The 26897-nt window shown below is 65.9% G+C and carries 25 protein-coding genes and 1 pseudogene; 10 read left to right on the top strand and 16 right to left on the bottom strand.

Going from position 1 to position 26897, the window contains the following annotated elements; all coding sequences use genetic code 11:
• The first annotated feature begins 17 nt into the window (after positions 1-17).
• The gene (gene kup / locus ACY3GB_RS12295; RefSeq protein ID WP_463088991.1) at positions 18-1883 is read left to right on the top strand and encodes a low affinity potassium transporter Kup; all 1866 of its coding nucleotides are present in this window, start codon (positions 18-20) and stop codon (positions 1881-1883) included.
• A 62-nt stretch (positions 1884-1945) separates the two neighbouring features.
• On the opposite strand, the gene ACY3GB_RS12300 is transcribed toward kup, so the two are convergent.
• Entirely contained in the window at positions 1946-2512 is a 567-nt protein-coding gene (locus ACY3GB_RS12300) for a phosphohydrolase (RefSeq protein ID WP_463088992.1), read from the bottom strand.
• A 489-nt stretch (positions 2513-3001) separates the two neighbouring features.
• On the opposite strand from ACY3GB_RS12300, the gene ACY3GB_RS12305 reads away from it, so the two are divergent.
• The 4 genes from ACY3GB_RS12305 to ACY3GB_RS12320 are packed head-to-tail and all read left to right on the top strand — an operon-like array spanning position 3002 to position 6010.
• The gene (locus ACY3GB_RS12305; protein WP_463088993.1) at positions 3002-3493 is read left to right on the top strand and encodes a helix-turn-helix domain-containing protein; all 492 of its coding nucleotides are present in this window, start codon (positions 3002-3004) and stop codon (positions 3491-3493) included.
• Positions 3490-4233, top strand: coding sequence for a queuosine precursor transporter (locus tag ACY3GB_RS12310; RefSeq protein WP_463088994.1), 744 nt, complete (start codon positions 3490-3492; stop codon positions 4231-4233). The genes ACY3GB_RS12305 and ACY3GB_RS12310 overlap by 4 nt, the downstream gene beginning before the upstream one ends.
• Entirely contained in the window at positions 4230-5558 is a 1329-nt protein-coding gene (locus ACY3GB_RS12315; RefSeq protein ID WP_463088995.1) for a chorismate-binding protein, read from the top strand. Before ACY3GB_RS12310 ends, ACY3GB_RS12315 begins: the two co-directional genes overlap by 4 nt.
• On the top strand, positions 5555-6010 hold the full coding sequence (locus ACY3GB_RS12320) for a hypothetical protein (RefSeq protein WP_463088996.1): 456 nt from the start codon (positions 5555-5557) through the stop codon (positions 6008-6010). The genes ACY3GB_RS12315 and ACY3GB_RS12320 overlap by 4 nt, the downstream gene beginning before the upstream one ends.
• Before the next feature lie 4 nt (positions 6011-6014).
• Here the strand turns inward: ACY3GB_RS12320 and ampD are convergent, their stop codons facing one another.
• Both ampD and ACY3GB_RS12330 read right to left on the bottom strand, forming a co-directional pair.
• On the bottom strand, positions 6015-6560 hold the full coding sequence (gene ampD / locus ACY3GB_RS12325) for a 1,6-anhydro-N-acetylmuramyl-L-alanine amidase AmpD (protein WP_463090937.1): 546 nt from the start codon (positions 6558-6560) through the stop codon (positions 6015-6017).
• A gap of 54 nt (positions 6561-6614) precedes the next feature.
• A pseudogene (locus tag ACY3GB_RS12330) lies at positions 6615-7034 on the bottom strand (GNAT family N-acetyltransferase); the annotation flags it as partial.
• A 196-nt stretch (positions 7035-7230) separates the two neighbouring features.
• Here ACY3GB_RS12330 and ACY3GB_RS12335 point away from each other — a divergent pair.
• The gene (locus tag ACY3GB_RS12335) at positions 7231-7761 is read left to right on the top strand and encodes a hemerythrin domain-containing protein (RefSeq protein ID WP_463088997.1); all 531 of its coding nucleotides are present in this window, start codon (positions 7231-7233) and stop codon (positions 7759-7761) included.
• Between the two features lie 82 nt (positions 7762-7843).
• On the opposite strand, the gene tal is transcribed toward ACY3GB_RS12335, so the two are convergent.
• From tal to phoB, 3 genes are all read right to left on the bottom strand, one after another.
• Positions 7844-8905: a transaldolase gene (gene tal / locus ACY3GB_RS12340; protein WP_463088998.1), complete on the bottom strand. Its 1062-nt coding sequence runs from the start codon at positions 8903-8905 to the stop codon at positions 7844-7846.
• A 94-nt stretch (positions 8906-8999) separates the two neighbouring features.
• Complete coding sequence (phoR, locus tag ACY3GB_RS12345; protein ID WP_166439515.1) at positions 9000-10307, bottom strand: phosphate regulon sensor histidine kinase PhoR; 1308 nt, start codon at positions 10305-10307, stop codon at positions 9000-9002.
• Positions 10307-10996: a phosphate regulon transcriptional regulator PhoB gene (gene phoB, locus ACY3GB_RS12350; protein ID WP_463088999.1), complete on the bottom strand. Its 690-nt coding sequence runs from the start codon at positions 10994-10996 to the stop codon at positions 10307-10309. Before phoB ends, phoR begins: the two co-directional genes overlap by 1 nt.
• A gap of 420 nt (positions 10997-11416) precedes the next feature.
• Here phoB and ACY3GB_RS12355 point away from each other — a divergent pair, with 420 nt between their 5' ends.
• Positions 11417-11860 (top strand): Lrp/AsnC family transcriptional regulator, encoded by a 444-nt coding sequence (locus tag ACY3GB_RS12355; RefSeq protein ID WP_463089000.1) that lies wholly within the window; start codon positions 11417-11419, stop codon positions 11858-11860.
• A 68-nt stretch (positions 11861-11928) separates the two neighbouring features.
• On the opposite strand, the gene gap is transcribed toward ACY3GB_RS12355, so the two are convergent.
• The 6 genes from gap to ACY3GB_RS12385 form a co-directional block, all read right to left on the bottom strand.
• A complete protein-coding gene (gap, locus tag ACY3GB_RS12360; protein ID WP_463089001.1) occupies positions 11929-12927 on the bottom strand; it encodes a type I glyceraldehyde-3-phosphate dehydrogenase in 999 nt (332 codons plus the stop codon).
• Between the two features lie 229 nt (positions 12928-13156).
• A complete protein-coding gene (nagE, locus tag ACY3GB_RS12365) occupies positions 13157-14845 on the bottom strand; it encodes an N-acetylglucosamine-specific PTS transporter subunit IIBC (protein ID WP_463089002.1) in 1689 nt (562 codons plus the stop codon).
• A gap of 76 nt (positions 14846-14921) precedes the next feature.
• Positions 14922-17417, bottom strand: coding sequence for a phosphoenolpyruvate--protein phosphotransferase (gene ptsP, locus ACY3GB_RS12370; protein WP_463089003.1), 2496 nt, complete (start codon positions 17415-17417; stop codon positions 14922-14924).
• An 89-nt stretch (positions 17418-17506) separates the two neighbouring features.
• The gene (locus tag ACY3GB_RS12375) at positions 17507-18529 is read right to left on the bottom strand and encodes an SIS domain-containing protein (RefSeq protein WP_463089004.1); all 1023 of its coding nucleotides are present in this window, start codon (positions 18527-18529) and stop codon (positions 17507-17509) included.
• Positions 18510-19631, bottom strand: a complete 1122-nt coding sequence (gene nagA, locus ACY3GB_RS12380) for an N-acetylglucosamine-6-phosphate deacetylase (protein ID WP_463089005.1) — start codon at positions 19629-19631, stop codon at positions 18510-18512. The genes ACY3GB_RS12375 and nagA overlap by 20 nt, the downstream gene beginning before the upstream one ends.
• Positions 19628-20362 (bottom strand): GntR family transcriptional regulator, encoded by a 735-nt coding sequence (locus ACY3GB_RS12385; protein ID WP_021475838.1) that lies wholly within the window; start codon positions 20360-20362, stop codon positions 19628-19630. The genes nagA and ACY3GB_RS12385 overlap by 4 nt, the downstream gene beginning before the upstream one ends.
• Before the next feature lie 474 nt (positions 20363-20836).
• On the opposite strand from ACY3GB_RS12385, the gene ACY3GB_RS12390 reads away from it, so the two are divergent.
• The gene (locus ACY3GB_RS12390; RefSeq protein ID WP_463089006.1) at positions 20837-21979 is read left to right on the top strand and encodes a lytic polysaccharide monooxygenase; all 1143 of its coding nucleotides are present in this window, start codon (positions 20837-20839) and stop codon (positions 21977-21979) included.
• A gap of 178 nt (positions 21980-22157) precedes the next feature.
• Here ACY3GB_RS12390 and yedA read toward each other — a convergent pair whose 3' ends face one another.
• The 4 genes from yedA to ACY3GB_RS12410 form a co-directional block, all read right to left on the bottom strand.
• The gene (gene yedA, locus ACY3GB_RS12395; protein ID WP_463089007.1) at positions 22158-23021 is read right to left on the bottom strand and encodes a drug/metabolite exporter YedA; all 864 of its coding nucleotides are present in this window, start codon (positions 23019-23021) and stop codon (positions 22158-22160) included.
• Positions 23022-23082: 61 nt separating this feature from the next.
• Positions 23083-23751, bottom strand: coding sequence for a protein TolQ (gene tolQ / locus ACY3GB_RS12400; protein WP_463089008.1), 669 nt, complete (start codon positions 23749-23751; stop codon positions 23083-23085).
• 26 nt (positions 23752-23777) lie between these two features.
• The gene (gene tsaC / locus ACY3GB_RS12405; protein ID WP_463089009.1) at positions 23778-24359 is read right to left on the bottom strand and encodes an L-threonylcarbamoyladenylate synthase type 1 TsaC; all 582 of its coding nucleotides are present in this window, start codon (positions 24357-24359) and stop codon (positions 23778-23780) included.
• A gap of 133 nt (positions 24360-24492) precedes the next feature.
• Positions 24493-24711 (bottom strand): hypothetical protein, encoded by a 219-nt coding sequence (locus tag ACY3GB_RS12410; protein WP_463089010.1) that lies wholly within the window; start codon positions 24709-24711, stop codon positions 24493-24495.
• A gap of 353 nt (positions 24712-25064) precedes the next feature.
• Here ACY3GB_RS12410 and ACY3GB_RS12415 point away from each other — a divergent pair, with 353 nt between their 5' ends.
• Positions 25065-26006: a KpsF/GutQ family sugar-phosphate isomerase gene (locus ACY3GB_RS12415; protein ID WP_463089011.1), complete on the top strand. Its 942-nt coding sequence runs from the start codon at positions 25065-25067 to the stop codon at positions 26004-26006.
• A 23-nt stretch (positions 26007-26029) separates the two neighbouring features.
• Positions 26030-26782, top strand: a complete 753-nt coding sequence (locus ACY3GB_RS12420; RefSeq protein WP_463089012.1) for an ABC transporter permease — start codon at positions 26030-26032, stop codon at positions 26780-26782.
• Positions 26783-26897 lie beyond the last annotated feature (115 nt).

Below are 26897 nucleotides of genomic sequence, written 5' to 3' on the forward strand. Positions count from 1 at the left end.
AACCGTAATGGAAGCTTATGCAGGATCACAATAAACAGGCGATGGCGGGCCTGACCCTGGCCGCGCTCGGCGTAGTTTACGGCGACATCGGCACCAGCCCGCTGTACACCTTGCGCGAGTGTTTCGTCAGCCAGAACCTCCCCACCACGCCCGACAACATCTTCGGCATTCTGTCGCTTATCTTCTGGTCGCTGATATTCGTGGTGTCGATCAAATACGTGGCCTTCGTGCTGCGCGCCGACAACCGCGGCGAAGGCGGCATCATGGCGCTGATGGCGCTGGCCCGCCATTACACCACCCATGCCGCGCGCTGGAAGATCGTGATGCTCGGCCTGTTCGGCGCCGCGCTGTTCTACGGCGACGCCATCATCACGCCGGCGGTGTCGGTGCTGTCCGCGGCCGAGGGCATGGAAGTCCTGTCCCCCGGCATGGAGGCCTACGTGCTGCCGATGGCGGTCGGCGTGCTGGTGGGTCTGTTCCTGCTGCAGCGCCACGGCACCGCCCGGGTCGGCCTGATGTTCGGCCCGGTGATGATGATCTGGTTCGCCATCCTCGGCATCCTCGGCCTGCACCAGATCATCCAGCAGCCGGCGGTGCTGCAGGCGCTGAACCCGTGGCACGCGGTCACCTTCCTCAGCCAAAACGGCTTCCACGCCTTCCTGACGCTGGGCTCGGTGGTGCTGGCGCTGACCGGCGCCGAGGCGCTGTACGCCGACATGGGCCATTTCGGCAAGACGCCGATCCGCCGCGCCTGGTTCAGCCTGGTGCTGCCCGGCCTGGGTCTGAACTACTTCGGCCAGGGCGCGCTGCTGATGAGCAATCCGGCCGCGATCAAGAACCCCTTCTTCCTGCTGGCGCCGGACTGGGCGCTGCTGCCGATGATCGCGCTGGCGACGCTGGCCACGGTGATCGCGTCGCAGGCGGTGATCTCCGGCGCCTACTCGCTGACGCGCCAGGCCATCCTGCTAGGCTACTGCCCGCGCCTGGAGGTGAACCACACCTCGGAGAAGGAAATCGGCCAGATCTACATGCCCTTCATCAACTGGGCGCTGCTGGTCGCCGTGCTAGTGGTGGTGCTCACCTTCAAGACCTCGTCCAGCCTGGCCGCCGCCTACGGCATCGCCGTCACCGGCACCATGCTGATCACCACCCTGCTGTTCTTCGTGGTGGCGCGGGTGAACTGGCGCTGGCCGCTGCCGCTGGCCCTGGCCATCACCCTGCTGTTCGGCGTGATCGACACCGCCTTCTTCGCCGCCAACATCCACAAGGTGGCCGACGGCGGCTGGCTGCCGCTGGTGATGGGCATGGTCATCTTCACGCTGATGAGCACCTGGAAGCAGGGCCGCGACATCCTGTTCAAGCGCCTGCGCGAACAGGCGCTGCCGCTGGACGACTTCATCCACAATCTGGAAGCCTACCCGCCGGCGCGGGTGGAAGGCACCGCGGTATTCCTGACCAGCACCCTGCACGGCGTGCCGCACGCGCTGCTGCACAATCTGAAGCACAACAAGGTGCTGCATGAGCGCGTGGTGCTGATGACGGTGCGCACCGAGGACGTCCCCTACGTGGCGGAGGATGAGCGGCTGGAAATCGTGCAGATGTCGGCCTCGTTCTGGCGGGTGATGGCCCGCTACGGCTTCAAGGAAGACCCGAACGTGCTGGAAGTGCTGGACATGTGCGCCAAGGAAGGCTTCCAGATGGAGCTGATGGACACCTCGTTCTTCCTGTCGCGCGAAACCATCGTCTCCACCGACCATCCGGGCATGGCGCGCTGGCGCGAGAAGGTATTCGTGTGGATGAGCAAGAACGCGCTGCGCGCCACCGACTTCTTCCAGGTGCCCACCAACCGCGTAGTGGAGCTTGGCGCCCAGGTCGAGCTGTAGCGCCGGTTTCGCCCAAGAAAAAGCGCGCCGCAATGGCGCGCTTTTTTACATTCCCCGGCGCGTCAGCGCGCCGCGGGCTGGCGCAGCCGGATCTGCGCAGACGACGACCAAGCCCGGCACTGCTCGTACATCGCGCAGAAGCTGGCCAGCCCCTGCGCGATGGTCATCGGCCAGATGCGTTCCGGCAGCGGCTGAATGCCGGTCAGGATAGGCCATTCGATATTGTCCGGCGGCATCAGGTCGCGCCGCTCGGTCGCCAGCAGGCGGGCATCCGCCATCGCCAGCTCCGCCCTGTCATCGCCGGACAGGTGCAGGCCGAAGCGCGCTTCCACCGCCGCGGTCAGCCGGTGCTGCAACGGCGGGCCGTCCTGAGCGTCCGGCCTCACCACCTCGCCGGCGTAGGCCTTGGCCGCGCCATACAGCAAGCCCGCCAGCTTCAGCCGCGGCAGCAGCAGATCCGCCATCCTGACCGCATGCTCGGCCTCGCTGTAAAACTGGCGGCAGGCGCCGCCGAAGCGGCAGACATGCGCCAGATGATGGGCGATGTCGGCGATGTCGATGTCGTCCGGCTGGGGATCCAGCACGTTCAGATAGCGTCCCGACACCGTTTGTATGAATGCGCCTCTCATCGCCTCTCCCTCCCGCTGCGGCCGATGCCGCCGCGCAACCATCCCGCCGTCACTGATTTCATCCCTGTCATCCCTGCGCACAGCAATTATTTTGACTTGATCATTGATCAAAGCAATTTCAGCAGCATAAAATCCGGAAACTTAAAGCGGCTTCGCCAGAACAGGCTAAATAACCCGGATATTTTCAAACCGATATGGCTTCAATGCCAAAACGAGAAAATTCAAATCCATCCAGCGAAAGACCCTGAAAAACATATCTAGAACTATCCGGATTTATTTCTTTCAAAACAACAACTAATAATCCGGATATGACATAGATCATAAGAACTCAAATCTAGCACAGCTACCTGGTCTTTTTCCAGAAAAACGTTAAATACCTTTTGGCATTTACTCTTAAACCAATATGTCAAAACTTAAAATATTTACATAAGAACCAATTAAGCCAAATCCGAAATGCAGGCAAAAAATCTTTTCAAACCTCATTCTGTCTTGGATGAATTCAAGCTCAACGCGCTGCGCAGAATCCGGGACCGAAAACTGTCGATCAGCGAACTGGCGCGCATCACCGGCATCAAGCAGTCCACGCTGCACCGCGGCCTGTTCGAAGACCGGGAGCTGACATTCAGCAACGCCCATGCGATAGGACATGCGCTGGACATCAATCTGGGCGGCGGCGAGCCCCCCAGGATGGCGCCGGTCATCACCGGCTTCGATCAATTGAGCGCGTTGAGCGACGGGCGGCAGCCGGTCTGGGACGAGTTCGTCCTGCTGGAGCCGGCGCTGGACGACACCGTGCTGGCCATAGACCAGGCGCTGTTCCGCCAGCGGGTGTTCCCCCGCCGCGCGGTGGTGCTGCTGCAGACCGCGCATCCCAAGCACGGCCGGCTGGCGTATCCCGACCACGGTGCCCTCAGCCTGGAAGACACCGGCCATGCCGCCATCGGCGCGGTCGCGGGCATTCTTTTCCGGAAAAACGCATGAAACAGCTCAAAGACCTGGCCGGCCGCATGCTGGCCTGCATCGATCCCATCGTGATCCTGTCCTTCCTGATCCTGATCTCGGCGATCGCCTCCAACCTGACCTCCTACAAGGTGGTGCAGGTGTTCGGCACCGAAGCCAGCCTGGGCACCTTCACCATGCCCATCATCCTGATGCTGCTCAACCCGATCGCCGAGGTCTACGGCAAGAAGCGCTCCAACCAGATCCTGTTCGCCACCTGCCTGGCCGAAATCCTGTTCGCCGTCTCCTTCACCGCGCTCAGCCAGTCGCAGCGCGACTGCGGCCTGCTGCCATTGGCCGACCGCGGCCATTGCGAGGCGCTGAACCAGAGCTATGTGCTGATCAGCGAGCACATCGTGCGCGGCTCGATTTCGTTCGCGATCGGCTGCCTGATCGGCAGCCAGTTCAACACGCGCTTCCTGCTGTATCTGAAGAACCTGTGGTCGAGCCGGCTGTACTTCATCCGCGACATCTTCTCCTCGGTGATAGGCGAGGTGGTATACACCGCCATCTGCTTCATGATCGCCTTCTACGGCGTCTTTCCCTTCGCCACCATCCTGAAGATCTTCGCCTTCAGCCTGATGTTCAAGTTCTCGTCCACCGTGGTCCTGTCCTGGATCTCGCAATACATCGTGCTGCTGCTGTACCGCTACCAGGCCTGGAGCGAGAGCGATTCCGGCGGCCGCAAAGTCAAATTCTCTTCCCGGTATCTGCAAGTATGAACAAGATCAGACTGCGCTCCGTCCCCGCGCCGGCCGAGGGCCGGCAAACGCCGCTGTTCGCGCTGCGCTGCAATTACGACTACACCGCCAAATACGCGCTGCATGGCCGCGCCATCGATCGCGCCGCGCTCAGCGCGCTGTTCTTCGCCGACCGCGTTCTGCTCGTCCCACGCAGCCGCAACGGCGTCCGCATCGCCGAGGCGCTGGCGCCGCGGCTGGGCCTGCTTCCCGACGCCGCCGCGCCCGGCGCGCTCCGGCTGCCGCTCGACCCCGCCGCGCCGCTGGCATCCCGGCTGCAGCGGCTGCTGGACATCCCCGCCGGCTTCGACGCGGATCCGCGCTTCGGCCTGTACGGCTTTTTCTGCTACGAGCTGATCCACGCCAAGCTGGGCCTGGACGCCGGTCTGCTGGGCGTGTTCCACCTGCCGGAGCGGCTGAGCGAGGACGGCGCCGCCATCGACCTCCTGCTGGACCCGGCCGACGCCGGCGGCGAAACCTGGCCGCTGGCGCTGGGCCCGCTGCTGGACGCGGAGGATTTCGCCGCCGGCAGCGGCCTGCCCTACCAGCGGATGTACGCCATCGCCAGCCGGCGCATCGCCGACGGCGGCCTGCGCTCGGTCAATCCCAGCTTCGCGATCCAGCGCCCTTGCGCGCGCGGCGGCTACCAGATCCACCAGGACCTGCTGGCGCGCAATCCCGCGCCTTACAACCTGTATTTCGACGGCGGCGACTTCCAGCTGGCCGGCTCCTCGCCGGCGATGTTCCTGCGCCTGCGCGACGGGCGGCTTTCCACCAGCCCCATCTGCGGCACCGTCGCGCGCGGCCGCGGCGAGGCCGAAGACCAAGCGCAAGTGGAAAAACTGTTGGCATCGGACAAGGACAGGTTCGAGCTGGAAGAATGCGTGAAGGCCGACAAGCTGGCCAAGGAAGCGAGTTGCGAGGACATCCGCGTCGACGTCGAACGGGAAGTGGAGCGCTTCGCCAACGTGTTCCACACTTCGGCCAGCGTCAGCGCGCGGCTGAAGCCAGGCAAGACCCTGGCCGACGCGATCTGCGACCACCTGTGGCCGGCCACCGTCGTCGGCACGCCGGTCGATGCCGCCGCGCGGCTGCTCGCGGCGCACGAAAGCCGCCGCTGGTACGCCGGCGCCTTCGGCTATCTGTGCGCCGGCGAAGCGGAACTGGGCACCCTGATCCGCACCGCGCTGCTGGCGGACGGCACGGCCACCACCCGGGTGGGCAGCACGCTGAGCGCTCACTCCAGCCCGCAATTGGAGCGCAGCGAGCTGGAGGCCAAGGCATCGCTGATCCTGGGGGCGCTGTGAACGCGCTCACCATAGAGGACATCGACGCCGACGCGATCACGATACGGCTGGTCAACACCGCCAAGACCTACCTCGTGCCGCTGGACCGGGTGATCCGCTTGCAATGCCTGCAGGGGCTGCCGCGGGACGAAATCCTGCTGGCCGGGGTGGTGGCCGGCAAGGTGGCGCGCAAGCGCCCCGCCCTCTTGGCGCAGTACGACTTTTCCGACGTCGCCGTCAGCGGCGACTTCCGGCCGCAGCATGTGGCGTTCGAACGCAGCGTCGGCTTCCTCGCCGACGGCGAAGTCCGGGTGGACCTGCCGTTCCGCGAGTTGCTGGGCAATCTGGACGCGATCTCGCGGCTGAGCGACGAGGCGGCGTTTTATCTGGGCTTCAGCTACGCGCTGTTCGCGCTGCCGGGCGAGGAACTGGCCTTCGACGACCACCCCCGCCCCTACCTGACGCTGAAATAGCGGCTCAGAATCCCAGCCCGCTGTCGGCCTGGGCGCGGCGCCAGTCGAACCAGGGGCCGGGATCGGTCTTGCGCCCGGGCGCGATGTGCTCGTGCCCGGCGATGGCCGACAGCGGCAGCGCACGCCGCAACTCGCGCGACAGCGCCGCCAGCGTGCGGTACTGCGCTTCGCTGAAAGGCTCGAAATCGCAGCCCTCCAGCTCCACGCCGATCGAGAAATCATTGCACTTCTCGCGCCCCCGCCAGCTGGAAACGCCGGCATGCCAGGCGCGCTTGCCCACCGGCACGAACTGCAGCAGGCGGCCGTCGCGCCGGATGAAGAAATGCGACGACACCCGCAGTTGGTGCACGCCCTTGTAATAGGGATGCTCGTCCGGATCCAGCCGGTTGGAGAACAGCTGCTCGACGCCGGCCCCGCCGTAACGGTAAGGCGGCAGGCTGATATTGTGGATCACCAGCAGCTCCGGCGCGCAGCCCGGGCTGCGCTCGTCGCAGTTCGGCGACGGCAGCTGCTGGGCGCCCTGCATCCAGCCGTCCGCGCCCAGCGCCAGCGCCGGCGCCGCGGACGGCCGGTAGACCAGCCGCCACAGCGCCAGCCCATCGGTGGTGTTCCAGCGCTGCTCCAGCACGAAACCGGCCTTGTGATACAGCGCGATGGCCGCCTGGTTGACCTCGGCCGTATCCACGCTGACGCGGTCCTCGCCCTGCAGCGCCCGGTTCAGCAGCCGATAGCCCCAGCCCTGCTGCAAATGCGCCGGGTCCACCACCGTGCGTTCGATGTGCATGCCGCCATCGGAGCCGCGGGACGTCACCAGCAGGCCGCGCAGCTCATCCCCTTCGAAGGCCGCCAGAATCCGGTCCCGGCAAGAATGCAACGCCGCCAGGTCCGGCCACATCACGGGCAGGGCCGGATAATTCAGCCATTCCACCTCCAGCCGATGGGCGTCCAGCTGCAGCCGCAGCGCCCGCCGCGCCAGCGCCGCGTCGCCGCGGGCCAATTCCGTCACTTCGAACGGCAACTCCATTTCATCTCTCCGTCATCTTCGGATCGGATCATCTCGTACAATTCCGGCTTGTGTTCCATCGCGCAAAGCGGTATCAAGAACTTGCGCCGCGCGTCGCGCGGACGGAAAAGCGTCGCTTGCCGCTTGAGGCGCATCATGTCCACGGCCCTGACATGGCGGCACAATCATGCCAGAACCCACGCAGGAGACCATCTTCATGCTCACACTCGACACCTTGGGCAAAGCCGGCGCCGCGCCCAGCTTCGAACAACCGCTGGAAATGCTGCAGGCCTGTCACGACAAGATCCGCCGCATCTGCGATCAGCTGGACAAGCTGCCCCCCTATATCGAGGCGCACGGCGTCGACGACGCCGCGCGCAACACCATAGACGACGTGGTCCGCTATTTCGACGTCGCCGGCCCCGCCCATCATACCGACGAAGAGGAAGAGCTGTTTCCCCTGCTCGAAGAACGCCTCCCCACCGCCGCCTCGCGGCTGGAGCAGCTGTCCGCCGAACACGGCTACCTGCACTCCTGCTGGAACGCCATCCGCGACGACCTGCTCGCGCTGCGCGACGGACGCATCCGCCAGATCAGCCGGAACGAGCTGCAGGAATTCGCCCGCCAGTACCGCGAGCACGCGGCCGCGGAGGAGGAATGGCTGTTCCCCGCCGCCGCCGGCGCGCTCAGCGCCGAGGAGCTGCGCCAGGCAGGCGCCAATATGGCCAGGCGCCGCCAGGAAGCCTGAGCGCCGCGCGCCACAAGCGAAACGGGCTGCCCGCTTCCGCCGGCAGCCCGTCGCTGTCTTACCCTTTGACTCGGCGGCCCGCTCAGGCGGTCAGCTTCAGCAACTGGGCGAAGGCGTCCTCGAACAGCTTCAGGCCGTCCTGCTGCAGCTTCTCGCCGACGGCGGCCAGGTCGATGCCCGCGGCCTCCACCGCGGCCAGCAGCGCCTTGGCCTCGTCCATGCCCTGCGGCAGCGTCAGCGCGGCCTCGCCGTGGTCGCGGAAGGCGGCCATGGTCGCGTCCGGCACGGTGTTGACGGTTTCGTCGCCGATCAGGCTCTCCACGTACAGCACGTCGCGGTAGGCCGGGTTCTTGGTGCCGGTGGACGCCCACAGCAGGAATTGCGGGCGGGCGCCGGCGGCGCGCAGCTTGGCGAATTCTTCGCCGTGGAAACGCTCCTGGTAGCGGGCGTACGCGGCCTTGGACAGCGCGATCGCCACCTTGCCCTGGTGCGGCTCGGCCACTTGCGGATCCAGCAGGCTGTCGACGCGCGACAGGAAGAAGCTGGCCACGGCCTTGACGCCGGCCACCGGCTGGCCGTCGGCCAGGCGCGCGGACAAGCCGGCGATGTAGGCGTCCCATACCGCTTCCACCTGCGGCAGCGAGAACAGCAGCGTGATGTTGACGTTGACGCCTTCGCGGGTCAGCGTCTGGAACGCGCGGACGCCCTCGGCGGTGGCCGGAATCTTGATCATCGCGTTGGCGCGGCCGATCTCGGCCCACAGGCGGCGCGCGGCGGCCAGGGTGCCGGCCTCGTCGCGCGACAGCTCGGGCGACACTTCCAGGCTGACGTAGCCGTCGTTCCCCTGGCTGGCTTCATACTGCGGCAGCAGCAGGTCGCAAGCGGCCTGGATGTCGGCCACCACCAGCTTCTCGTAGCGGGCCTCGGCGGACAGGGCGGCGTTCTGCTTCAGAACGGCCAGTTCGCCCTGATAGCTGGCGTCGCCGCTGATCGCCTTGTAAAAGATGGCCGGGTTGGAGGTCACGCCGGCGATGCCGTCGTCGGCCAGCAGGCGGGCCAGTTCGCCGGAGGCGATCAGTTCACGGGACAGGTTGTCCAGCCAGATGCGCTGGCCGAAGGGACGGATGGCTTGCAAACGATTCATGGTGAGGCGTCCGGGTATTGCTTGAGATAAAGAATCCATCCTACCCCGGCAACGCCGCCGCGCCAAGAGGAGAGGCGCGGCGATTTGCGCTGGCTCAGGCGGCCTGGCTGTCGTTGCGGCGCTCGCGCGGGAACACCGCGCTGAAGGTGCTGCCCTTGTCCGGCTCGCTCTTGATTTCCAGCCGGGCGTGGTGGCGCGCCAGCACGTGCTTGACGATGGCGAGGCCAAGCCCGGTGCCGCCGCTGCCGCGCGAGCGGCCGCGGTCGACGCGGTAGAAGCGCTCGGTCAGCCGCGGAATGTGCTCGCGCGGGATGCCGATGCCGGTGTCGGCGACGGAGAAGCGCAGCTGCTCGCCCTCGTCCTGCCAGGACAGGGTGATGCTGCCGCCTTCCGGCGTGTAGCGCACCGCGTTGGACACCAGATTGCCGAACGCCGAATGCAGCTCCTGGCCGCTGCCCCACAGTCCGGCGTCGCAGCAGCGCGCCAGCTTGACCTGATGCCGCCCCTGAGACAGTCCTTCGGCCTCCACCATCAGCGTGTCCAGCATCATCTGCATGTCCACGTGCTCGGAGCTGACCGCCTTGGGGCTGTTCTCCAGCCGGGACAGCGCCAGCAGGTCTTCCACCAGGCTCTGCATCCGCCGCGACTGCTCCATCATCATCGGCAGGAACTGGCGCAGCGTGCGCTCGTCCACTTCCGGCATGTCGTTCAGCGTTTCCAGGAAGCCGCCGACCACGGTCAGCGGCGTGCGCAGCTCATGCGAAACGTTGGCGACGAAATCGCGGTGCACGGTCTGCACCCGCTCCAGCTGGGTGATGTCGCGGGTCAGCAGCAGCTTGCGGGTGGAGTCGAACGGCACCAGCTGCAGCGAGATCACCAGTTCGCGCGGCTGGCTGAAACTCAGCGTCAGCGGCTGGCTGAAGCTGGCGTTCTTCATATAGGCGTGGAAGGCCGGCTGGCGAATCAGGTTGAGGATCTGGTTGCCGACGTCGCGCTTGCGGTCCAGGCCCAGATGCTCCACCGCCATCGGGTTCACCCATTCGATGCGGTCGTGCTCGTCCAGCACCACCACTCCGTCCGGCATCGCCTCGCCGGCGTTGATGAAGCGCTCCAGCGCGTGGGTCAGCTTCTTCTTGCTCTGGCTCTGGTTGCGCATGGTGCGGTAGAGGATCATGAACACCGAGTGCCAGACGCCAAAGCCGTCCGGCACCCGTTCGGGCACCGGATGGCGCAGCCAGCGCAGCAGCAGCGCGATGTGATAGAGATTGAACGCCAGCCAGCCGCCCAGCGAGATGGCCAGCACCAGCAGCGCGTCGGTCGCCGACGACAGCGCCCAGAAGCCGGCGCTGACGATCAGGATGGCCGCCAGCCACAGCGCGGTGCGTTGCAGGAGTTCTCGCATTACTGCTGGACAGAGAAGCGGTAGCCGGTGCCGCGCACGGTCTGGATCAGGCCGTCGTGCTCGGTGCCTTCCAGCGCGCTGCGCAGGCGGCGGATGTGCACGTCAACCGTGCGCTCCTCGACGAAGACGTGGTCGCCCCACACCTGGTCCAGCAGCTGGGCGCGGGAGTGGACGCGTTCCGGATGGGTCATGAAGAAGTGCAGCAGGCGGAACTCGGTGGGGCCGAGCTCGATCACGCTGCCGTTGCCGGTGACGCGGTGGGTCACCGGGTCCAGCCGCAAGCCCTGCACATCGACCGCGTCGTCGGTCATCTGCGGCGCGCGGCGGCGCAGCACGGCCTTGATGCGGGCCAGCAGCTCGCGCGGCGAGAACGGCTTGGTGATGTAGTCGTCGGCGCCGGTCTCCAGGCCCGCGACCTTGTCCTGCTCGTCGGAGCGGGCGGTCAGCATGATGATGGGGATGTGGCGAGTGCGCTCGTCGGCGCGCAGGCGCTTGGCGACGTCGATGCCGCTGGCGCCCGGCAGCATCCAGTCCAGCAGCACCAGATCGGGCAAGGCGTTCCGCACCAGCGTCAGCGCCGCCTCGGCGGTGCCCGCGCGCAGCACATGATGGCCGGCCTGGGCCAGGTTGAAGGCGATCAGCTCCTGAATCGCCGGTTCGTCTTCGACAAGCAGAATATTGGCGGCCATGTGGCTATCCTCGGGTTTGATTTTGCGGCAAGCATACAAACGCCAGATGACACTAATATGACATGTCTTGGAAAGTTCCCGCGCCGCGATTTTCCCGTAAACCGCCCTCTCGCGCCAGACCCCAAAAAAAACGGGCCTGCCTATCAGGCAGACCCGGAATGGTCGTCGTCAAAAACATTGATCTGACAAGAGACCAGGGACAAAGAGATCACCAGGACAGTCTCAAATGAGGGGGTCGAGCGACTCGCTCATCCGCAACCAATCTTGGAGCGGAGCAAACGGCGGGACGTGCCGCTTGTTCCAGATACGGGCTGCATTTTACGTAGCAATACCGCTACGCAGGCCACTCGACAATAGGATTTTTCTGCATTTGGCTTTATTATCTATCTTTATTTCGTCATATTTCCTTCGATTCGAAACATGGATAGATTCGATCGCAAAATCCTCGCTGCGCTGCACGAAAATGCCAGGATCAGTTTCGCCGAACTGGCGCGGCGGGTGAACTTGTCGGCGCCGGCGGTGGCCGACCGGGTGGCCAAATTGGAGCAGTCCGGCGTGATCACCGGCTACCATGCCCGCATCGATCCCAACCGGATCGGCCTGCCCATCGCCTGCCTGATCGAATTGACAGTCAAGCACTTGGAGTACTACCTGGTGATCGAGCAGATCCGCAATACGCCGGAGGTGATCGAGTGCGCATCCATCACCGGCACCAGCGGCCTGATGATACGGGTGGCGGTGGACACCATGCCGGCGCTGCAGGCGCTGATCGCGCGGCTGATGCAGTTCGGCGACACCAAGACCTCGATCATCATCGACATGCCGGTGCCGCCGCGGATGCCGATGCTGAGCGAAGACGAATGAAAAAACGGCCGGAGCCCTGATGGGCGCCGGCCGGAACAGAGAACAACTCTCCCTTACAGCGTCGCGGCTCAACCTGCCACGTGCTTGACGAAGCGCAGCATGTTGCAGGTGTAGCCGTACTCGTTGTCGTACCAGGCCACCACCTTGATGAAGGTCTTGTCCAGCGCGATGCCGGCGTCGGCGTCGAAGGTGGACGGCGCGGTGTTGCCGACGAAGTCGGTCGACACCACTTTTTCATCGGTGTAGCCCAGCACGCCCTTCAGTTCGCCTTCGGACGCGGCCTTCATCGCCTTGCAGATGTCGGCGTAGTCGGCTTCCTTCTCCAGCTCCACGGTCAGGTCGACCACGGACACGTCGGAAGTCGGCACGCGGAAGGCCATGCCGGTCAGCTTCTTGTTCAGCTCCGGAATCACCTTGCCCACGGCCTTGGCGGCGCCGGTGGACGACGGAATGATGTTTTCCAGGATGCCGCGGCCGCCGCGCCAGTCTTTGGACGACGGGCCGTCCACGGTCTTCTGGGTGGCGGTGGCGGCGTGCACGGTGCTCATCAGGCCGCGCTTGATACCCCAGTTGTCATGCAGCACCTTGGCCACCGGGGCCAGACAGTTGGTGGTGCAGGAGGCGGCGGAGACGATGGTCTCGCCGGCGTATTTGTCGTGATTGACGCCGTAGACGAACATCGGGGTGTCGTCCTTGGACGGCGCGGACTGCACCACTTTCTTGGCGCCGGCGTCGATATGCTTCTGGCAGCCTTCCTTGGTCAGGAAGAAACCGGTGCAATCGATGACGATCTCGGCGTCGACCTCGTTCCACTTCAGGTCGGCCGGGTCTTTCTCCGCGGTCAGGCGGATGGTCTTGCCGTTGACCACCAGGCTGCCGCCCTCGACCTTCACGTCGCCCTGGAAGCGGCCGTGCACCGAGTCGTACTTCAGCATGTAGGCCAGGTATTCCGGGTCGAGCAGATCGTTGATGCCGACCACTTCCAGCTCGGGAAAATCCTTGGCGATGGCGCGGAACACCATGCGACCGATACGACCGAAACCGTTGATACCGACTTTGATAGCCATGATGAAGTCTCCTTGTCAGCTTGTGGCAGCTCAATGAACGATTCGATGGAGTGGACATCGCCACCGAAAAATGCGAATTCCGCGGACCGGGCCTGTCGCCGCCGGGCGGGGATAACCGGCCCCGCCAAACGGAAACAGCGCAGGCCGTTTCCGATCCCGCGCTGTCACTTTCCTCTGATTTTCGCTTGTAATCAACACGCTACATCAAGTGTTTGCGATTTTGCCGGCCTTATCCTTGCAAAACCGCGGCGTACGGCGCGGCATCGGCTTGCAGCACCACGTGCAGCAGGCCGGCGGACACCGCGGTGACGCCGCTGGCGCCCAACTGCTGCAGCGCGGCCTGGTCCACCAGCGCGGCGTCGGCCACCTCCACCCGCAGCCGGCTGCCGGCCACCGCTTCGATCTTGCGCACATTGCCGGCGCCGCCCAGCGCAGCCAGCCAGCGCGCCTTGTCGATGCTGGCGCCGCCGGTCGCGGCGGCGGAAGCCAGCGACTCGGCCACCGCCGGCGCGGCGGCTTGCGGCTCCGCGGCGGCGCTGCCCAGCGCGCCGCGGATCTCGTCGGCGATCAGGTCCGCCTCCGGCCCCAGCACCACCTGCACGCTGCCGGCGGCGGGCTTGATCAGGCCGCGCGAGCCCAGCGCCTTCAGCGCCGCCTCGTTGACCTTTTCATTGCTGGCCACCTGCAAGCGCAGGCGGGTGGTGCAGGCGTCCACCGACTTCAGGTTGGCGGCGCCGCCCAGCGCGTCGATGAAGGCGCGCGCGCGGCCGGTGCCGGCCTCAACCTCGGCCATCGCCACCGCGGCATCCTCGCGGCCCGGGGTTTTCAAGTCGAACTTCTTGATGAAGAACACGAACAAGGCATAGTAAACGGCGAAGTAGGCCGCACCCACCGGCAACAACAGCAGCGGCTTGGTGGCAATGCCATAGTTGATGACATAGTCGAACAGGCCGGCGGAGAAGCCGAAGCCCAGCTTCACGCCCAGCACTTGCATGACGGCCATGGAGACGCCGGTCAGCACGGCGTGGATGCCGTAGAGCACCGGCGCCAGGAACATGAAGGCGAATTCCACCGGCTCGGTGACGCCGGTCAGCATCGCGGTCAAGGCCATCGAGAACAGCAGGCCGCCGACGGCCGCGCGGTTCTCCGGCTTGGCGGTGCGGTACATCGCCAAGCAGGCGGCCGGCAGGCCGAACATCATCACCGGGAACATGCCGGCCATGAACATGCCGGCCGTCTTGTCGCCGGCGAAAAAGCGGGTCAGGTCGCCATGCACCACCTTGCCGGCGGCGGCGGTGAAATCGCCCACCTGGAACCAGACGATGTTGTTCAGGATATGGTGCAGGCCGGTGACGATCAGGATGCGGTTGAGCACGCCGTAGAAGAACACGCCCACCTCGCCGGTGGCGATCAGCCACTTGCCCACGGCGTCAATGCCATGCTGCACCGGCGGCCAGACGTAGCCGAGCACCGCCCCGAGCACCAGCATGCCGAAGCCGGTGACGATGGGAACGAAGCGCTTGCCGCCGAAGAAGGCCAGGTAGCTGGGCAGCTTGATGTCCTTGTAGCGGTTGTACAGATAGCCGGCGATCAGACCGGACAGGATGCCGGACAACACGCCCATATTGATCTTGTCGTCGATCACTTTCAGCACCGCGGTCAGCACCAGGTAGCCGATGGCGCCGGCGAGGCCGGAGGTGCCGTTGCCATCCTTGGCGAAGCCCACCGCCACGCCGATGGCGAAGATCAGCGCCAGGTTGCCGAAGATGGCGTCGCCGGCCTGGGCCATGAATTTGATGTCCAAGAGGTCGGGCTGGCCCAGCCGCAGCAGCAGGCCGGCCACCGGCAGCACGGCGATCGGCAACATCAGGGCGCGCCCCAGTTGCTGGATGCCGGCAAACTTGTTAAGAGTACTCACAACATATCTCCCAGGTTAATTCTGGTGCCGTCTTGTCCGATGGCGGCTCCCCAGCACTTCGCACCGACGCCCGCCGTCACACGCCGGGCCACAGTTCCGTCACCCTGCCGCGCACCGCCTGCGGCGACCCTAGCGCCAGCAGCCTCAGCGCCTCTTCCTCGCAATGCCGGCGCGACAGGCCGCGCACCAGGCTCTTCACCTCCGGCACCAGGCGCGGGCTGACCGACAGCTCGGCGACGCCCAGGCCGATCAGTACCGGCACCGCCTGCGGGTCCGACGCCATCGCGCCGCACACGCCCACCCATTTGCCATGCTTCTTCGCGCCTTCCACCGTGATGGCGATCAGGCGCAGCAGGCCGGGATGCATCGAATCGATGCGCGAGGCCAGCGTGGCGTTGCAGCGGTCCATCGCCAGCGTGTACTGGGTGAGGTCGTTGCTGCCTATCGACAGGAAATCGGCGTGCCTCGCCAGTTGATCGGCCAGCAGCGCCGCCGACGGCACCTCCACCATCACGCCCAGCTGCGGCCGTTCCGCCAGATTCATTTCGCCGGCCAGCTGCTCGATGCGCTCGCGCAGCCGGATCAGCTCGCCGACGTCGGCGATCATCGGTGCCAGAATGCGCAGCCGCGACAACGGCCTCACCGCCAGCAAGGCGCGCAGCTGCGTGTCCAGCATGTCCGGATAGGCGAAGCCGGTGCGGATGCCCCTGAGGCCCAGCGCCGGATTCGGTTCCGGCGGCAGTTGCAGGTAAGGCACTTCCTTGTCGCCGCCCACGTCCAGCGTGCGGATGATGGCGTTGCGGCCATCCAGCGCGTCCAGAACCGCCTGGTAGGCGACAGTCTGCTCGGCCTCGGTCGGCGCGTCGCGCCGGTCGATGAACAGGAATTCGGTGCGCAGCAGGCCCACCGCGTCGGCGCCGTGGGCGACGCCCTCGCGCGCGTCGTCGGCGTTGGCGATGTTGACCGTCACCTCGATCGCCACGCCGTCGACTGTGATGGCCGGCGCGTTGGCCGACGCCTGCATCGCGCGGCGCTTCGCTTCCAGTTTGTCGATTTCGGCGCGGGCGGCGGCCAGATCGGCGGCGCTAGGCTGCGGATTGGCCAGGCCGGCGCGCGCGTCCAGCACCAGGGTCTGGCCCTGCTCCAGCGCCAGCGCCGACGGCCCGCAAGCCACCAGCGCCGGGATGCCCAGCGCCCGCGCCAGGATGGCGACGTGGCCGCTGGCGCCGCCGGCGGCGGTGACGATGCCGGCCACCTTGCCGCGCGGCAGGCGGGTCAGCGCGGACGGCGCCAGGTCCTCGGCCACCAGGATGGAGGCGTCGAACAGTTCCGGCCCCTGCTCCGGCTCGCCGTACAGCGCCACCAGCACCTGGCGCTCGATGTCTTTCAGATCGGCCACCCGCTCGGCCAGCAGCTGATTGCCCAGCCCGGCCAGGATCGCGCACTGGGCGCGCACCGCGCGGCGGAAGCCGAAGCCGGCGCCGCAGCCGGCGTCGATGTCGGCCTCGGCCGCGGACAGCAGCTCGGGATCGTCGAGCAAGGCCAGATGGGCGGCGAAGATGTCGCTCTCCGCGGTAGCACCGCGGCGCAGCGCCGCGTCGATGCCAGACGAGATCGCGCCGCGCACCCGGGCCAGCGCCGCCGTCAGCGCCGCCCGCTCTTCCGCGATGCCCGCTCCCTGCTCCGGCAGCGGCATCTCGAAAGCGTCCAGCCTGACCACGCGTCCGATGGCCAGACCCGGCGCGGCGGCCACGCCGGCCAGGCTACCGGCCGCCGGCTCGCAAGCGACGGCGGGCGCCGCGGCGGCATGGCCGGCCTGGCTGCGGGTTTGCAATGCCTCGATCACGGCGGCCAGCGCCGCGTCGGCGTCATGGCCGCTGGCGATGACGCCGACGCGGTCGTCCTCCGCCACGCCCAGGCCCATCAGCGCCACCACGCTGCGGGCGTTGGCCCGCTTGCCGGACAATTCGATGGATACCTCGGCGGCGTGCCGCTTGGCCGCCTGCTGCACCAGCGCCGACGGCCGCGCGTGCAGGCCGCCCTCATGGCGCACCACCGCCTCGCCGCGGCGTTCCGGGCCGCCGGCGGACTCGCAGGGGGAGACGGCCTCGCGAGCCGCCAGGGTCAGGAAGTGCGAACGGCCGGCTTCGAGCAGGCCTTCGGCACGGCGGGGAAAATGGAATTGATCGGAATTGGCGATGACCACCATGGTCTGCAGCGACGGCGCCTGGCGCGCCACCGCGTCCAGGTCCACCTCGATCAGCGGCTGGCCGGCCTGCACGCGGTCGCCGACGGCGACCAGCGGATGGAAGCCGCGGCCTTCCAGCTTGACGGTGTCGATGCCGATATGGATCAGCACCTCGGCGCCGTTGTCTGCGGCGAGGGTCAGCGCGTGGCCGGTGCGGGCCAGTTGCGCCACCGCGCCGCTACAGGGCGCCAGCAGCGTCGGCGACAGCGGGTCGATGGCCAGGCCATCTCCCATCATCCGCCCGGCGAATACCGGATCGGGCACGCGGTCGAGCGCGATCGCCGGCCCGGAGAACGGGGCCAGCAGTTCGAGCGTTGTGGTCATCGAGCGTCCTTATTCTGTCGATTCTGTTGTCGGCGGGCCGCGTCGCCGCGGCCGCCACGGCGGTCTGCGCCGCCTGTCTGTTCATCCGGTCAACGGGTGCGGGTCACCTTGGACAGGTGGCGCGGCAAGTCCGGATTCAGGCCGCGCGCCTCGGACAGGCGGGCCGCCATCAGATAGAAGCTCTGGATCGCCAGCAGCGGGTCCAGCGCCTCGTCATCGGCCACCGCCAGCGTCAGGTCGCGGCTGGCCACATTGGCCGGCGCGGCCAACAGCACGTGCGCGCCGCGGCCGCGCATTTCCTCGGCCAGATCGATCAGGCCCTGCTGCTCCGGACCGCGCGGCGCGAACACCAGCAGCGGGTAGCCGTCGTCGATCAAGGCCATCGGCCCGTGCTTGATCTCGGCGCCGGAGAAGGCCTCGGCCTGGATCGCGCAGGTTTCCTTGAACTTCAGCGCCGCCTCCAGCGCCACCGCGAAGCCCAGGCCGCGGCCGACCACCATGATGCGCTCGGCCGGCTTCAGCACCTCAATCGCGGCCGACCAGTCCAGTCCGGCGGCGTCCTGCAGGCGCTGCGGCAGGTTGGCCAGCGCGGACAGCAGCTTCTCGTCGGCCTGCCAGTGGGCGACCAGACGGGCGACGGCGGACAGCGAGGCGATGTAGCTCTTGGTGGCGGCGACGCTCTTCTCCTCGCCGGCGCAGAGCGGCACCGCCCAGTCGCAGGACTCGGCCAACGGCGACTGCTGCTTGTTGACCAGCGCCACGGTGTGGGCGCCGGCGGCGGACAGGGCCTTCATAGTGTCCACCAGATCCGGGCTCTGGCCGGATTGCGACAGCGCGACGGCCAGCTGGCCGTCCACCGCCAGCGGCGACTGGTGCAGGGTGACCAGCGACATCGGCAGCGACACCACCGGGATGCCCAGGCGCTGCATCACCAAGTAGGCGAAGTAGTTGGCGGCGTGGTCGGAACTGCCGCGGGCGACGGTCAGCGCCAGCCGCGGACGGATGCGGCCCAGCTCGCGCCCCAGCGCGGCCAGCCCTTCATCGGCGTACATATGTTGCGCCGCCACCGCTTCAGCGGAATACAGCGCTTCCTCAAGCATCAACGAGGCCAATCTCTTCTCCCTCAACGTAGACTTGCTGCAGATTCAGTTCGGCGTCCATCACCGCGATGTCGGCCCAGGCGCCGGCTGCCAGCCGGCCGCGGTCGGCCAGGCCCAGGTAATCGGCCGGATACAGCGACAGGCGGTTGGAGGCGTCGGCCAGCGGCAGGCCGATCTTCACCAGATTGCGCAGCGCCTGGTCCATGGTCAGCGTGCTGCCGGCCAGCGTGCCGTCGGCTAGCCTGACGCCGCCCATGCACTTGGTGACCGAATGGGAGCCCAGCTTGTACTCGCCGTCCGGCATGCCTGCGGCGGCGGTGGAGTCGGTGACGCAATACAGGCGCGGGATGGCGCGCAGCGCGGTGCGGATGGCGCCGGGATGGACGTGGAGCAGATCGGGGATCAGCTCGGCGTACTCGGCATGCGCCAGCGCCGCGCCCACCACGCCCGGCTCGCGGTGATGCAGCCCGGTCATGGCGTTGAAAAGATGGGTGAAGCCGGACGCGCCCTGCTGCAGCGCGGCCACCGCCTCCTCGTAGCTGCCGAGGGTATGGCCCATCTGCACCCGGACCCCCTGCTCGCTCAGCGCGCGGATGATGTCGAGGTGGCCCGGGATTTCCGGCGCCAGCGTGATCAGCGAAATCGGCGCCAGCGCGCGGTAGCCGTCTATCTGTTCCATCGCCGCCCGGCAGGCGTCGTCGGGCTGGGCGCCCAGCTTGCCGGGATTGATGTACGGACCCTCCAGGTGCACGCCGAGCACGCGGCTGCCCGCCGGCGCGCGCTCCTTGCTGCAGCGGCCGATGTCCGCCAGCACGCGGGAGATTTCCCCCGGCGGCGCGGTCATGGTGGTGGCCAGCAAGGACGTGGTGCCGAAGCGGGCGTGCAGCCGGGCGACATGGGAGACGGCGTCGCCGCCCTCCATGATGTCGACGCCGCCGCCGCCGTGCACGTGCAGGTCGATGAAGCCCGGCAGGATGTAGCGTTCGGGCTGGCGGCCCGATGCCAGGCGGGCGTCTATCGCTGCGATGCGGCCGTCGGCCGCCAGGCGCACGGCGCCATCCATCCAGCCGGAGGCGGTCAGGATGCGGCCCTGCAAGGTCTGCGTTTCAGTCATCGTTTCAGTTCAGCTACGAAATCGTAATAATCGTTGCGGCAATAAGTGTCGGTCAGCTCGATCGCCACGTTGTCGGCATTGAAGCCGATCCGGGTGATCAGCAGCATCGCCTCGCCGGGGCGGATGCCCGCAAGCTGAGCCACGTCGCCCGAGGCGTTCACCGCCCGGATGTGCTGCAAGGCCCGCACCACCGAATGCCCTGCCGCGTCCAGATGGGCGTACAGCGAAGTGCCCACCGCCTGCGGATCGGGCAGGTAAGCGACCGGCATCGTGCTCATTTCAATCGCCATCACCACGCCGTCGGCGAGGCGCTGGCGCTTGAGCCGCGCCACCATCGAGGTCGGCGACAGCCCCAGTTTGATCACTTCCTCGTTGCTGGGCGGAAACACGCCGCGCTCCAGCCACACCGACGAGGGCACGAAGCCACGCAGCCTCAGCTGCTCGGTGAAGCCGGTCAGCCGCGACAGCGGCTGCTCCAGCCTGGGCGTGATGAAGGTGCCCGACCCCTGGCGCCGGCGGATCATGCCCTGCTCCAGCAGCACGTCCATCGCCTTGCGCGCGGTCACCCGCGAAATGCCCAGCTCTTCCGAAAACGTCCGCTCCGACGGCAGCGCCTCGTCCGCTTGCCACCAGCCGGCGTTGATCGCGTCGGCCAGCTTGCGCGACAGCTGCAGATACAGCGGCGTGCTCAGGTTTTCATCCGGTTTCAATGCTTGCCAGCGGTTTTCCATGGTCGTCTGAAGTGGTCTGAAAACCGCAGTGTAAGCCCAGTCAAGCCGCGCCGGTATCCCAACGCGGGAAAGCCTGCCGCGTAACCGTTTCGTTACAGCTCGCACGGTAATACCACATTAATACCACGTCAATACCAATTATCAAGCCGCGCGTCCTTGGCGCATCGCGCATGGCAACAAAACGACAAAACCGGGCGATCTGGAGCAATCGGGAAAAACCGCGGCAACCGGAAATATGAGGATGGCTGGCGCGAGAGGCGCCGGCTGTCGACCAATCGGGCAGGTCAAATGACAAACGATCTTTGCAAGAATCAGAACTTGCGCGCTCGGCGCATGAGACTGGCACTAATACCAATTAATAAACTTATATTTAATATGATGATCACATTTTCAATCATTTAGCCGATTCAAGGACACCGAGTGTCCTGGCTGATGACGATGCGCTTACATACCACTACCAGACAAGGAGTCCGCATGAAACTGCATTGGCATCTCCCCGCCGCGCTGACCCTGAGCTGCCTGAGCGCCCCGCTGTGGGCCCATGGCGCGATGGAAATCCCGATCAACCGCGTTTACAGCTGCTTTCTGGAAGGCCCGGAAGCGCCGAAGACTCCCGCCTGCCAGGCGGCCAAACAGGTGGGCGGCACCCAGGCCATGTACGACTGGAACGGCGTCAACCAGAACCCGCAGGGCGACAACCACCAGGCGGTGGTGCCGGACGGCACCCTGTGCGGCGGCGGCAAAGCCGAATTCAAGGGCTTCAACCTGGCGCGCCGCGACTGGCGCGCCACCAGCATCGTGCCGGACGCCAGCGGCAACTTCGAATTCATCTACAAAGCCACCGCGCCGCACGCCACCAAGTACTTCAAGTTCTACGTCACCAGGAATGGCTGGAACCCGGACCTCCCGCTGAAATGGTCGGACCTGGAGCTGTTCGGCACCGTCAACGGCAACCCGCAGCAGGACGCCAGCAAGCGTTACCACATGACGCTGAAGCTGCCGCAAGGCAAGACCGGCCAGCACATCATCTTCAACGTCTGGAAACGCTCCGACAGCGAGGAGGCGTTCTATTCCTGCTCCGACGTCAACTTCGGCGGCGACGCCGCGCCGCCGGCGGCCAATCCGTGGAAGGAGATCGGCAACGTCGCCGCGCGCGAGAATCTGCCGGCCGGCAGCAGCGCCACGCTGCGCATCTTCGACAGCCAGGGCCGCGACGCCGAAAAACACACGGTGGCGCTGAACGCCGTCAGCGGACAGATCGCGAATTGGCCGTACGAGCTGGCGCAGAAGGTGAACGCCGCCTCGCCGTTCATCCGCATCGGCGTGATGAAGTCGCAGCAGCGCGCCGTTTCCATCGTTCCGGTGAAGGACGCCACCGCCAATCGCGTCTATCTGAACGACAGCTACAAGGGCTACGGTTTCGCGATCGATCTGAAGAAGGGCGATGCCGGCGCTCAGCCGCCGGCGGCCAATGCCTGGAAGGAAGGCGATAAATACGCGCAAAGCCAGGTGGTCAGCTACCAGGGCCGCCAATACCGCTGCCTGCAGCCGCACACCGCTTGGGCCGGCGCCGGCTGGACGCCATCCACCCAACCCACGCTGTGGCAGCCGATCTGACCACCGCGCCCGCAATGAAAAACGCCGCTCCCGAGAGCGGCGTTTTTTTGCTTGATCGGCCGAATGCTTGGAACCGGCCCCATCGCGGCAAGCCGGCACGCGAGGCCGCCGTAATCGCCCCGCTACAAGCCGGACGGCGACGCCGCCTCAGCCAGGCCCGTCAAAACCCCATGCGCGGCTAACGCCGCCAGCTGATCAGCACCACGGCGGTGACGATCACCACCATCGCCAGCATCTCGTGCGCGCCGACATGCTCGCCGAGAAACACCGCGCCCAGCAGCACCGCGATCACCGGATTGACGTAGGCGTAGCTGGTGGCCGCCGCCGCCGACACTGTCTTCAACAGATACAGGTAGGCGCTGTAGGCGATCATCGAGCCGAACACCGTCAGGTACAGCAGCGCGGCCCAGCCTTCGACGCCGGGCCAGGCGGCCAGACGCTCGCCGACGGCGAAGCTGGACGCGACCAACGCCAGACCGCCGAAGATCATGGTCCAAGCGCTACCCATCGCGCCGGCCGGCTGCGGCAGCTTCTTGCTCCAGGCCGAGCCCAGCGCCCAGCCGGCCGAGGCCAGAATCAACAAGGCCGCGCCGCGCGGGCTGGCGCTGAGGCTGGAGCCCAGATTCAGCAACACGATGCCGGCCACGCCCAACGCCATGCCGGCCCATTCCAGCGGCCGCGACCGGTGGCCGAACAAGCGGGCGAACAGCAGCGTGAACAGCGGCACCGTGGCGATCACCAGCGCGGCCCCCCCCGACGACACCTCGCGCTCGGCCACCGTCACCAGGCCGTTGCCTATCGCCGGCATCAGCACGCCCAGCAAGGCCGCGCCGCCCAGCTGGCGGACACTCGGCCACGGTGCTCTCTTCCAGGCGAGGTAGGCCAGCACCAGGCTGCCGGCCAGCAGAAAGCGGATGCCGGCCATCAGCAGCGGCGGCCAGGATTCGACGCCTATGCGGATGACCAGATAGGTGGAGCCCCAAACCAGGTAAAGGGCGAGGAAGGCGGCCAGCGTCAGCGGCGCGAGGCGTGAAAAAGGCATGGTGCGGTCCGTAAATTCCGAACCGAAACCATGCCGCATGCAAGCCGAAACGGCAAGCGCCTTAACGCGTCGCCAGCCGCTGCAGAATGTTGGAGAACTCTTCCATATAGGTGTCGAAACGGGTGGCCAGACGATCGACGTCGGTGGCGAAGCGGTTATAGGCCACCACCGCCGGGATCGCGGCGAACAGGCCGATGGCCGTCGCCACCAGCGCCTCGGCGATGCCCGGGGCCACGGTGCTCAGCGTCGCCTGGCCGGCGTTCCCCAGCCCGATGAAGGCGTGCATGATGCCCCACACGGTGCCGAACAGACCAATGTAGGGGCTGACCGAGCCGACAGTGGCCAGGAAGGAGGTATGGCTGTCCAGCGAATCCAGCTCGCGCTGCGCCGCCGCCCGCATCGCGCGGCGGGAGCCATCCATGATGTCGGACAGCTCGGCGCCGTTGCGGCCGCGCAGCTTCAGAAACTCGGCGAAGCCGGACTGGAAGATGCGCTCCATGCCGGCGGTGTCGCTGCGGCGGCACACGTCTTCGTACAGGCGGTTCAGATCGGCGCCGCTCCAGAAGTTGCGCTCGAACTCCTCGCTGTGGCGCTTGGCCGAGCGCAGCACCGAAATCTTGTTGAAGATCAGCGCCCACGACAGCAGCGACGTCAGCGCCAGGCCCGCCATCACCAGCTGCACCAGCAGGCTGGCGTTCAGGATCAGGCTGATAAAAGAAATCTGTTGCACGTTTTATTCCTCAGTTCACACGCGGCCTAGCGCAATACGCGGCCGCTTTCCAGATCGATGATGGTCGATGGCTTGCGCCGCTTGCCGATGCGGCCCGGCAGCGTCAGCACCTTGTCCTTGAAAGCCATTCGACAGGCTCGCGCCGTCTTCAGCGATTTCTGCCCGGCCCGGTTGGCCGAAGTGGACACCAGCGCCGTGCCAAGCCGGCGGCACAAGGCCGCCGCCTCGCCGTGCGCGGTGACCCGCACCGCGATCTTGTGGTGCCGGCCGCGCAAGGCCGGCGGCACCCGCCGCGACGCCGGCAGCAAAAAGGTATATGGACCGGGCCAATAGCGCGCCAGTTCCGCGCGCTGCGCGGCGGACAACGGTTTGACCAGGTGGCGGATCTGCTCGAAATCGGCGGCGATGACGATCAGCCCCTTGTGGTTGGGCCGCGCCTTGATCGCCAGCACGCGGCGTATCGCGCGGGCATCGAGCGGACGGCAACCCAAACCGTAGCAGGATTCAGTGGAGTAGGCGATCACGCCGCCATCTCGCAGCTGCTTGCGGGTCCGTTGCTGCAGACGGCTGCCAGGCAGGCGCGGCAAAGGACCGGAACCGGACTTCATGATTGATCAAGCTAGATGGAAACAGGAAGCAGCCATTGTAGCGGCAACGGCGCAAAAACACAGGCGGAAATGCGAGGGAAGGGAGAGGCGATGCCGAAGCGGCGACGCGGCGCGCGTCGGCATCGGACACGCGTCAGAGCAGCAGGTGCTCGTGGTCTTCAGGAGGATCTTCCGGCGCGGCGCGCCAGGCATAGCAACGCGCGGGCACGCCGGCATCCGAGTTGAACTGCTTCAGCCAGTAAGCCACGCGACGCCAGCAGCGCTTTTCGTGGGTCAGGAAACGCAATAACCGGCTGCGACTTCCAGGCTCCGGATCAACCGGCAGACCGTGTTCGGTAATCAGTGCGGACATGATGGCTCGCTCCAGGATTGAGGTATGGGTGCACTCTCAAGCCAACTGTAGCGGCCGGGGTGTCAAATTCCCGCAGAAACGGCCGCGCGCCGCATCAAATTTTCATAAATACGCGGCAAATCCCGCTACTGCTATTGGAATCTTGAAATTAGGCTAGAGTCTGTACACATTCTATTTTGTTACAAAAAGAACAGCCATTTGTCATTGAATGGATTGAAATGCCCGATAATCATATTGTAAACAGAATGAAAATGGCTATTTCTTAAAAAAACTGCAACAAACGTTCACAGTCATGGCAGAATTATACATTCCGATACAATTTTGATACCAAGCACGCACTTTAAACAATAAACATGACCCAGCATGCGCACACAGGATCGGCAGTCTTCGCGGAGCAGGCCCGAGCGCTCCAGGTTCAGGCGGACAGACTGTCGGACGACTTCAACCATGCGGTGGAGCTGATTCACGCCACGCAAGGCAAACTGATCGTCTGCGGCATGGGCAAATCCGGCATCATCGGCCGCAAGATCGCCGCCACTTTCGCGTCCACCGGCACCTCCAGCTTCTTCGTCCATCCCGGCGAGGCCTTCCATGGCGACCTGGGCATGATCAGCCCGCAGGACAGCGTGCTGCTGCTGTCCAACAGCGGCGAGACCGAGGAAGTGCTGCGCCTGCTGCCCTATCTGAAGCACATCGGCGCGCCGGTATTGGCCATCACCGGCGGAAGCGATTCGACGCTGGCCCGCGAGGCGGACTGCGTCTTGCTGGTTCCGATCGAGCGCGAAGCCTGCCCCCATAATCTGGCCCCCACCACATCAACCACCCTGACGCTGGTGATGGGCGACGCGCTGGCAGTGGCTTTGATGGAGCTGCGCCAGTTCCAGCCCACCGACTTCGCCCGCTTCCACCCCGGCGGCTCCCTGGGCAGAAAATTGCTGACCCGCGTCCGAGACGTGATGACGCCGACCGTCCCCAGCAACCGCCCTGGCGACGATTTCAAGCAAGTGGTCAATCACATGACCAAAGGCTGCCTGGGCCTGACCGTGGTGCTGGACGCCGATGGCAGCCTGCTGGGCATCATCACCGACGGCGACCTGCGCCGCGGCATGGAGCGCAGCGACGCGCCCCACTCGCTGAGCGCCCGACAGTTGATGACCCCCTCGCCGCTCACCATCTCCTGCGATGCGATGTTCGCCGATGCGGAAGAGCTGATGCTCAAACGCAAGATCACCTCCCTGATCGCGGTGGACCAACACAATCGCCCGGCCGGCATCATCAAGTATTTCGACCTGTGACGGCGCGCGGCGGCTGGAACGTGATGCGCAATTCAGTGCATGCGCTGTTCCTGAGAGAACTCAAAACCCGATTCGGCGAATACCGGCTGGGCTACCTGTGGGCCTTGCTGGAGCCGGTGGCCCACATGATGGTGATGCTGGCGATCATCGGCTATCTGCTGCATCGCACGATGCCGGATATTTCCTTCCCGGTTTTCCTGCTGTGCGGCATCGTGCCGTATTCGCTGTTCTCCAATATCTCCCTCCGCTCCCTGAACGCGATAGAGGCCAACCGCGGTTTGTTCAGCTACCGTCCCGTCCATCCGGTGGACGCGGTGCTGGCGCGCAGCCTGCTGGAATGCCTGATCCAGGCCGCCTGCTTCTCCATCCTGCTGGCAGGCTTGTGGCTGCTGGACGAGCCGATGAGCTTGCACAATCTGCCCGCGCTGCTCTCGGTTTGGCTGGCGCTGGCGTTGTTGTCGCAGGGCATAGGCTTCGCCTTCATGGTGCTGGGCCATGTGTTCAAGGCGGCGGACAAGATTCTGCCCATCCTGATCAAACCCTTGTACTTCGCCAGCGGCGTGATGTTCTCCCTGCACATCATCCCGGCAGAGTACCGCTGGCTGGTGGACTGGAACCCGCTGCTGCATGCCTTCGAGCTGATGCGCCACGCGGTTTTCCCCGCGTATCCGCTATATGGCGTCAGCCTCGTCTATCTCTGGCTGTGCGCGCTGCTCATGCTTTTCTTCGGCCTCTTGCTCTACAAAGCCCGCGAACCCGCAATCCTGCGCTCATGATACAGATCCGCAATCTCAGCAAGTCCTACCGCACGCCGGCAGGCCGGCACTTCGTATTCCGCGACCTGAACCTGGACATTCCATCCGGCGTCAGCGTCGGCTTGATCGGCCGCAA

This window comes from Chromobacterium sp. Ag138 (genome assembly GCF_055181315.1).

What these genes read in the sequence shown, in the direction of transcription:
- kup (WP_463088991.1), top strand. Translation starts at nt 18, where the DNA reads ATGCAGGATCACAATAAACAGGCGATGGCGGGCCTGACCCTGGCCGCG.
- ACY3GB_RS12300 (WP_463088992.1), bottom strand. Translation starts at nt 2,512, where the DNA reads ATGAGAGGCGCATTCATACAAACGGTGTCGGGACGCTATCTGAACGTG.
- ACY3GB_RS12310 (WP_463088994.1), top strand. Translation starts at nt 3,490, where the DNA reads ATGAAACAGCTCAAAGACCTGGCCGGCCGCATGCTGGCCTGCATCGAT.
- ACY3GB_RS12315 (WP_463088995.1), top strand. Translation starts at nt 4,230, where the DNA reads ATGAACAAGATCAGACTGCGCTCCGTCCCCGCGCCGGCCGAGGGCCGG.
- ACY3GB_RS12335 (WP_463088997.1), top strand. Translation starts at nt 7,231, where the DNA reads ATGCTCACACTCGACACCTTGGGCAAAGCCGGCGCCGCGCCCAGCTTC.
- tal (WP_463088998.1), bottom strand. Translation starts at nt 8,905, where the DNA reads ATGAATCGTTTGCAAGCCATCCGTCCCTTCGGCCAGCGCATCTGGCTG.
- phoR (WP_166439515.1), bottom strand. Translation starts at nt 10,307, where the DNA reads ATGCGAGAACTCCTGCAACGCACCGCGCTGTGGCTGGCGGCCATCCTG.
- phoB (WP_463088999.1), bottom strand. Translation starts at nt 10,996, where the DNA reads ATGGCCGCCAATATTCTGCTTGTCGAAGACGAACCGGCGATTCAGGAG.
- ACY3GB_RS12355 (WP_463089000.1), top strand. Translation starts at nt 11,417, where the DNA reads ATGGATAGATTCGATCGCAAAATCCTCGCTGCGCTGCACGAAAATGCC.
- gap (WP_463089001.1), bottom strand. Translation starts at nt 12,927, where the DNA reads ATGGCTATCAAAGTCGGTATCAACGGTTTCGGTCGTATCGGTCGCATG.
- ptsP (WP_463089003.1), bottom strand. Translation starts at nt 17,417, where the DNA reads ATGACCACAACGCTCGAACTGCTGGCCCCGTTCTCCGGGCCGGCGATC.
- nagA (WP_463089005.1), bottom strand. Translation starts at nt 19,631, where the DNA reads ATGACTGAAACGCAGACCTTGCAGGGCCGCATCCTGACCGCCTCCGGC.
- ACY3GB_RS12385 (WP_021475838.1), bottom strand. Translation starts at nt 20,362, where the DNA reads ATGGAAAACCGCTGGCAAGCATTGAAACCGGATGAAAACCTGAGCACG.
- ACY3GB_RS12390 (WP_463089006.1), top strand. Translation starts at nt 20,837, where the DNA reads ATGAAACTGCATTGGCATCTCCCCGCCGCGCTGACCCTGAGCTGCCTG.
- yedA (WP_463089007.1), bottom strand. Translation starts at nt 23,021, where the DNA reads ATGCCTTTTTCACGCCTCGCGCCGCTGACGCTGGCCGCCTTCCTCGCC.
- tsaC (WP_463089009.1), bottom strand. Translation starts at nt 24,359, where the DNA reads ATGAAGTCCGGTTCCGGTCCTTTGCCGCGCCTGCCTGGCAGCCGTCTG.
- ACY3GB_RS12410 (WP_463089010.1), bottom strand. Translation starts at nt 24,711, where the DNA reads ATGTCCGCACTGATTACCGAACACGGTCTGCCGGTTGATCCGGAGCCT.
- ACY3GB_RS12415 (WP_463089011.1), top strand. Translation starts at nt 25,065, where the DNA reads ATGACCCAGCATGCGCACACAGGATCGGCAGTCTTCGCGGAGCAGGCC.
- ACY3GB_RS12420 (WP_463089012.1), top strand. Translation starts at nt 26,030, where the DNA reads ATGCGCAATTCAGTGCATGCGCTGTTCCTGAGAGAACTCAAAACCCGA.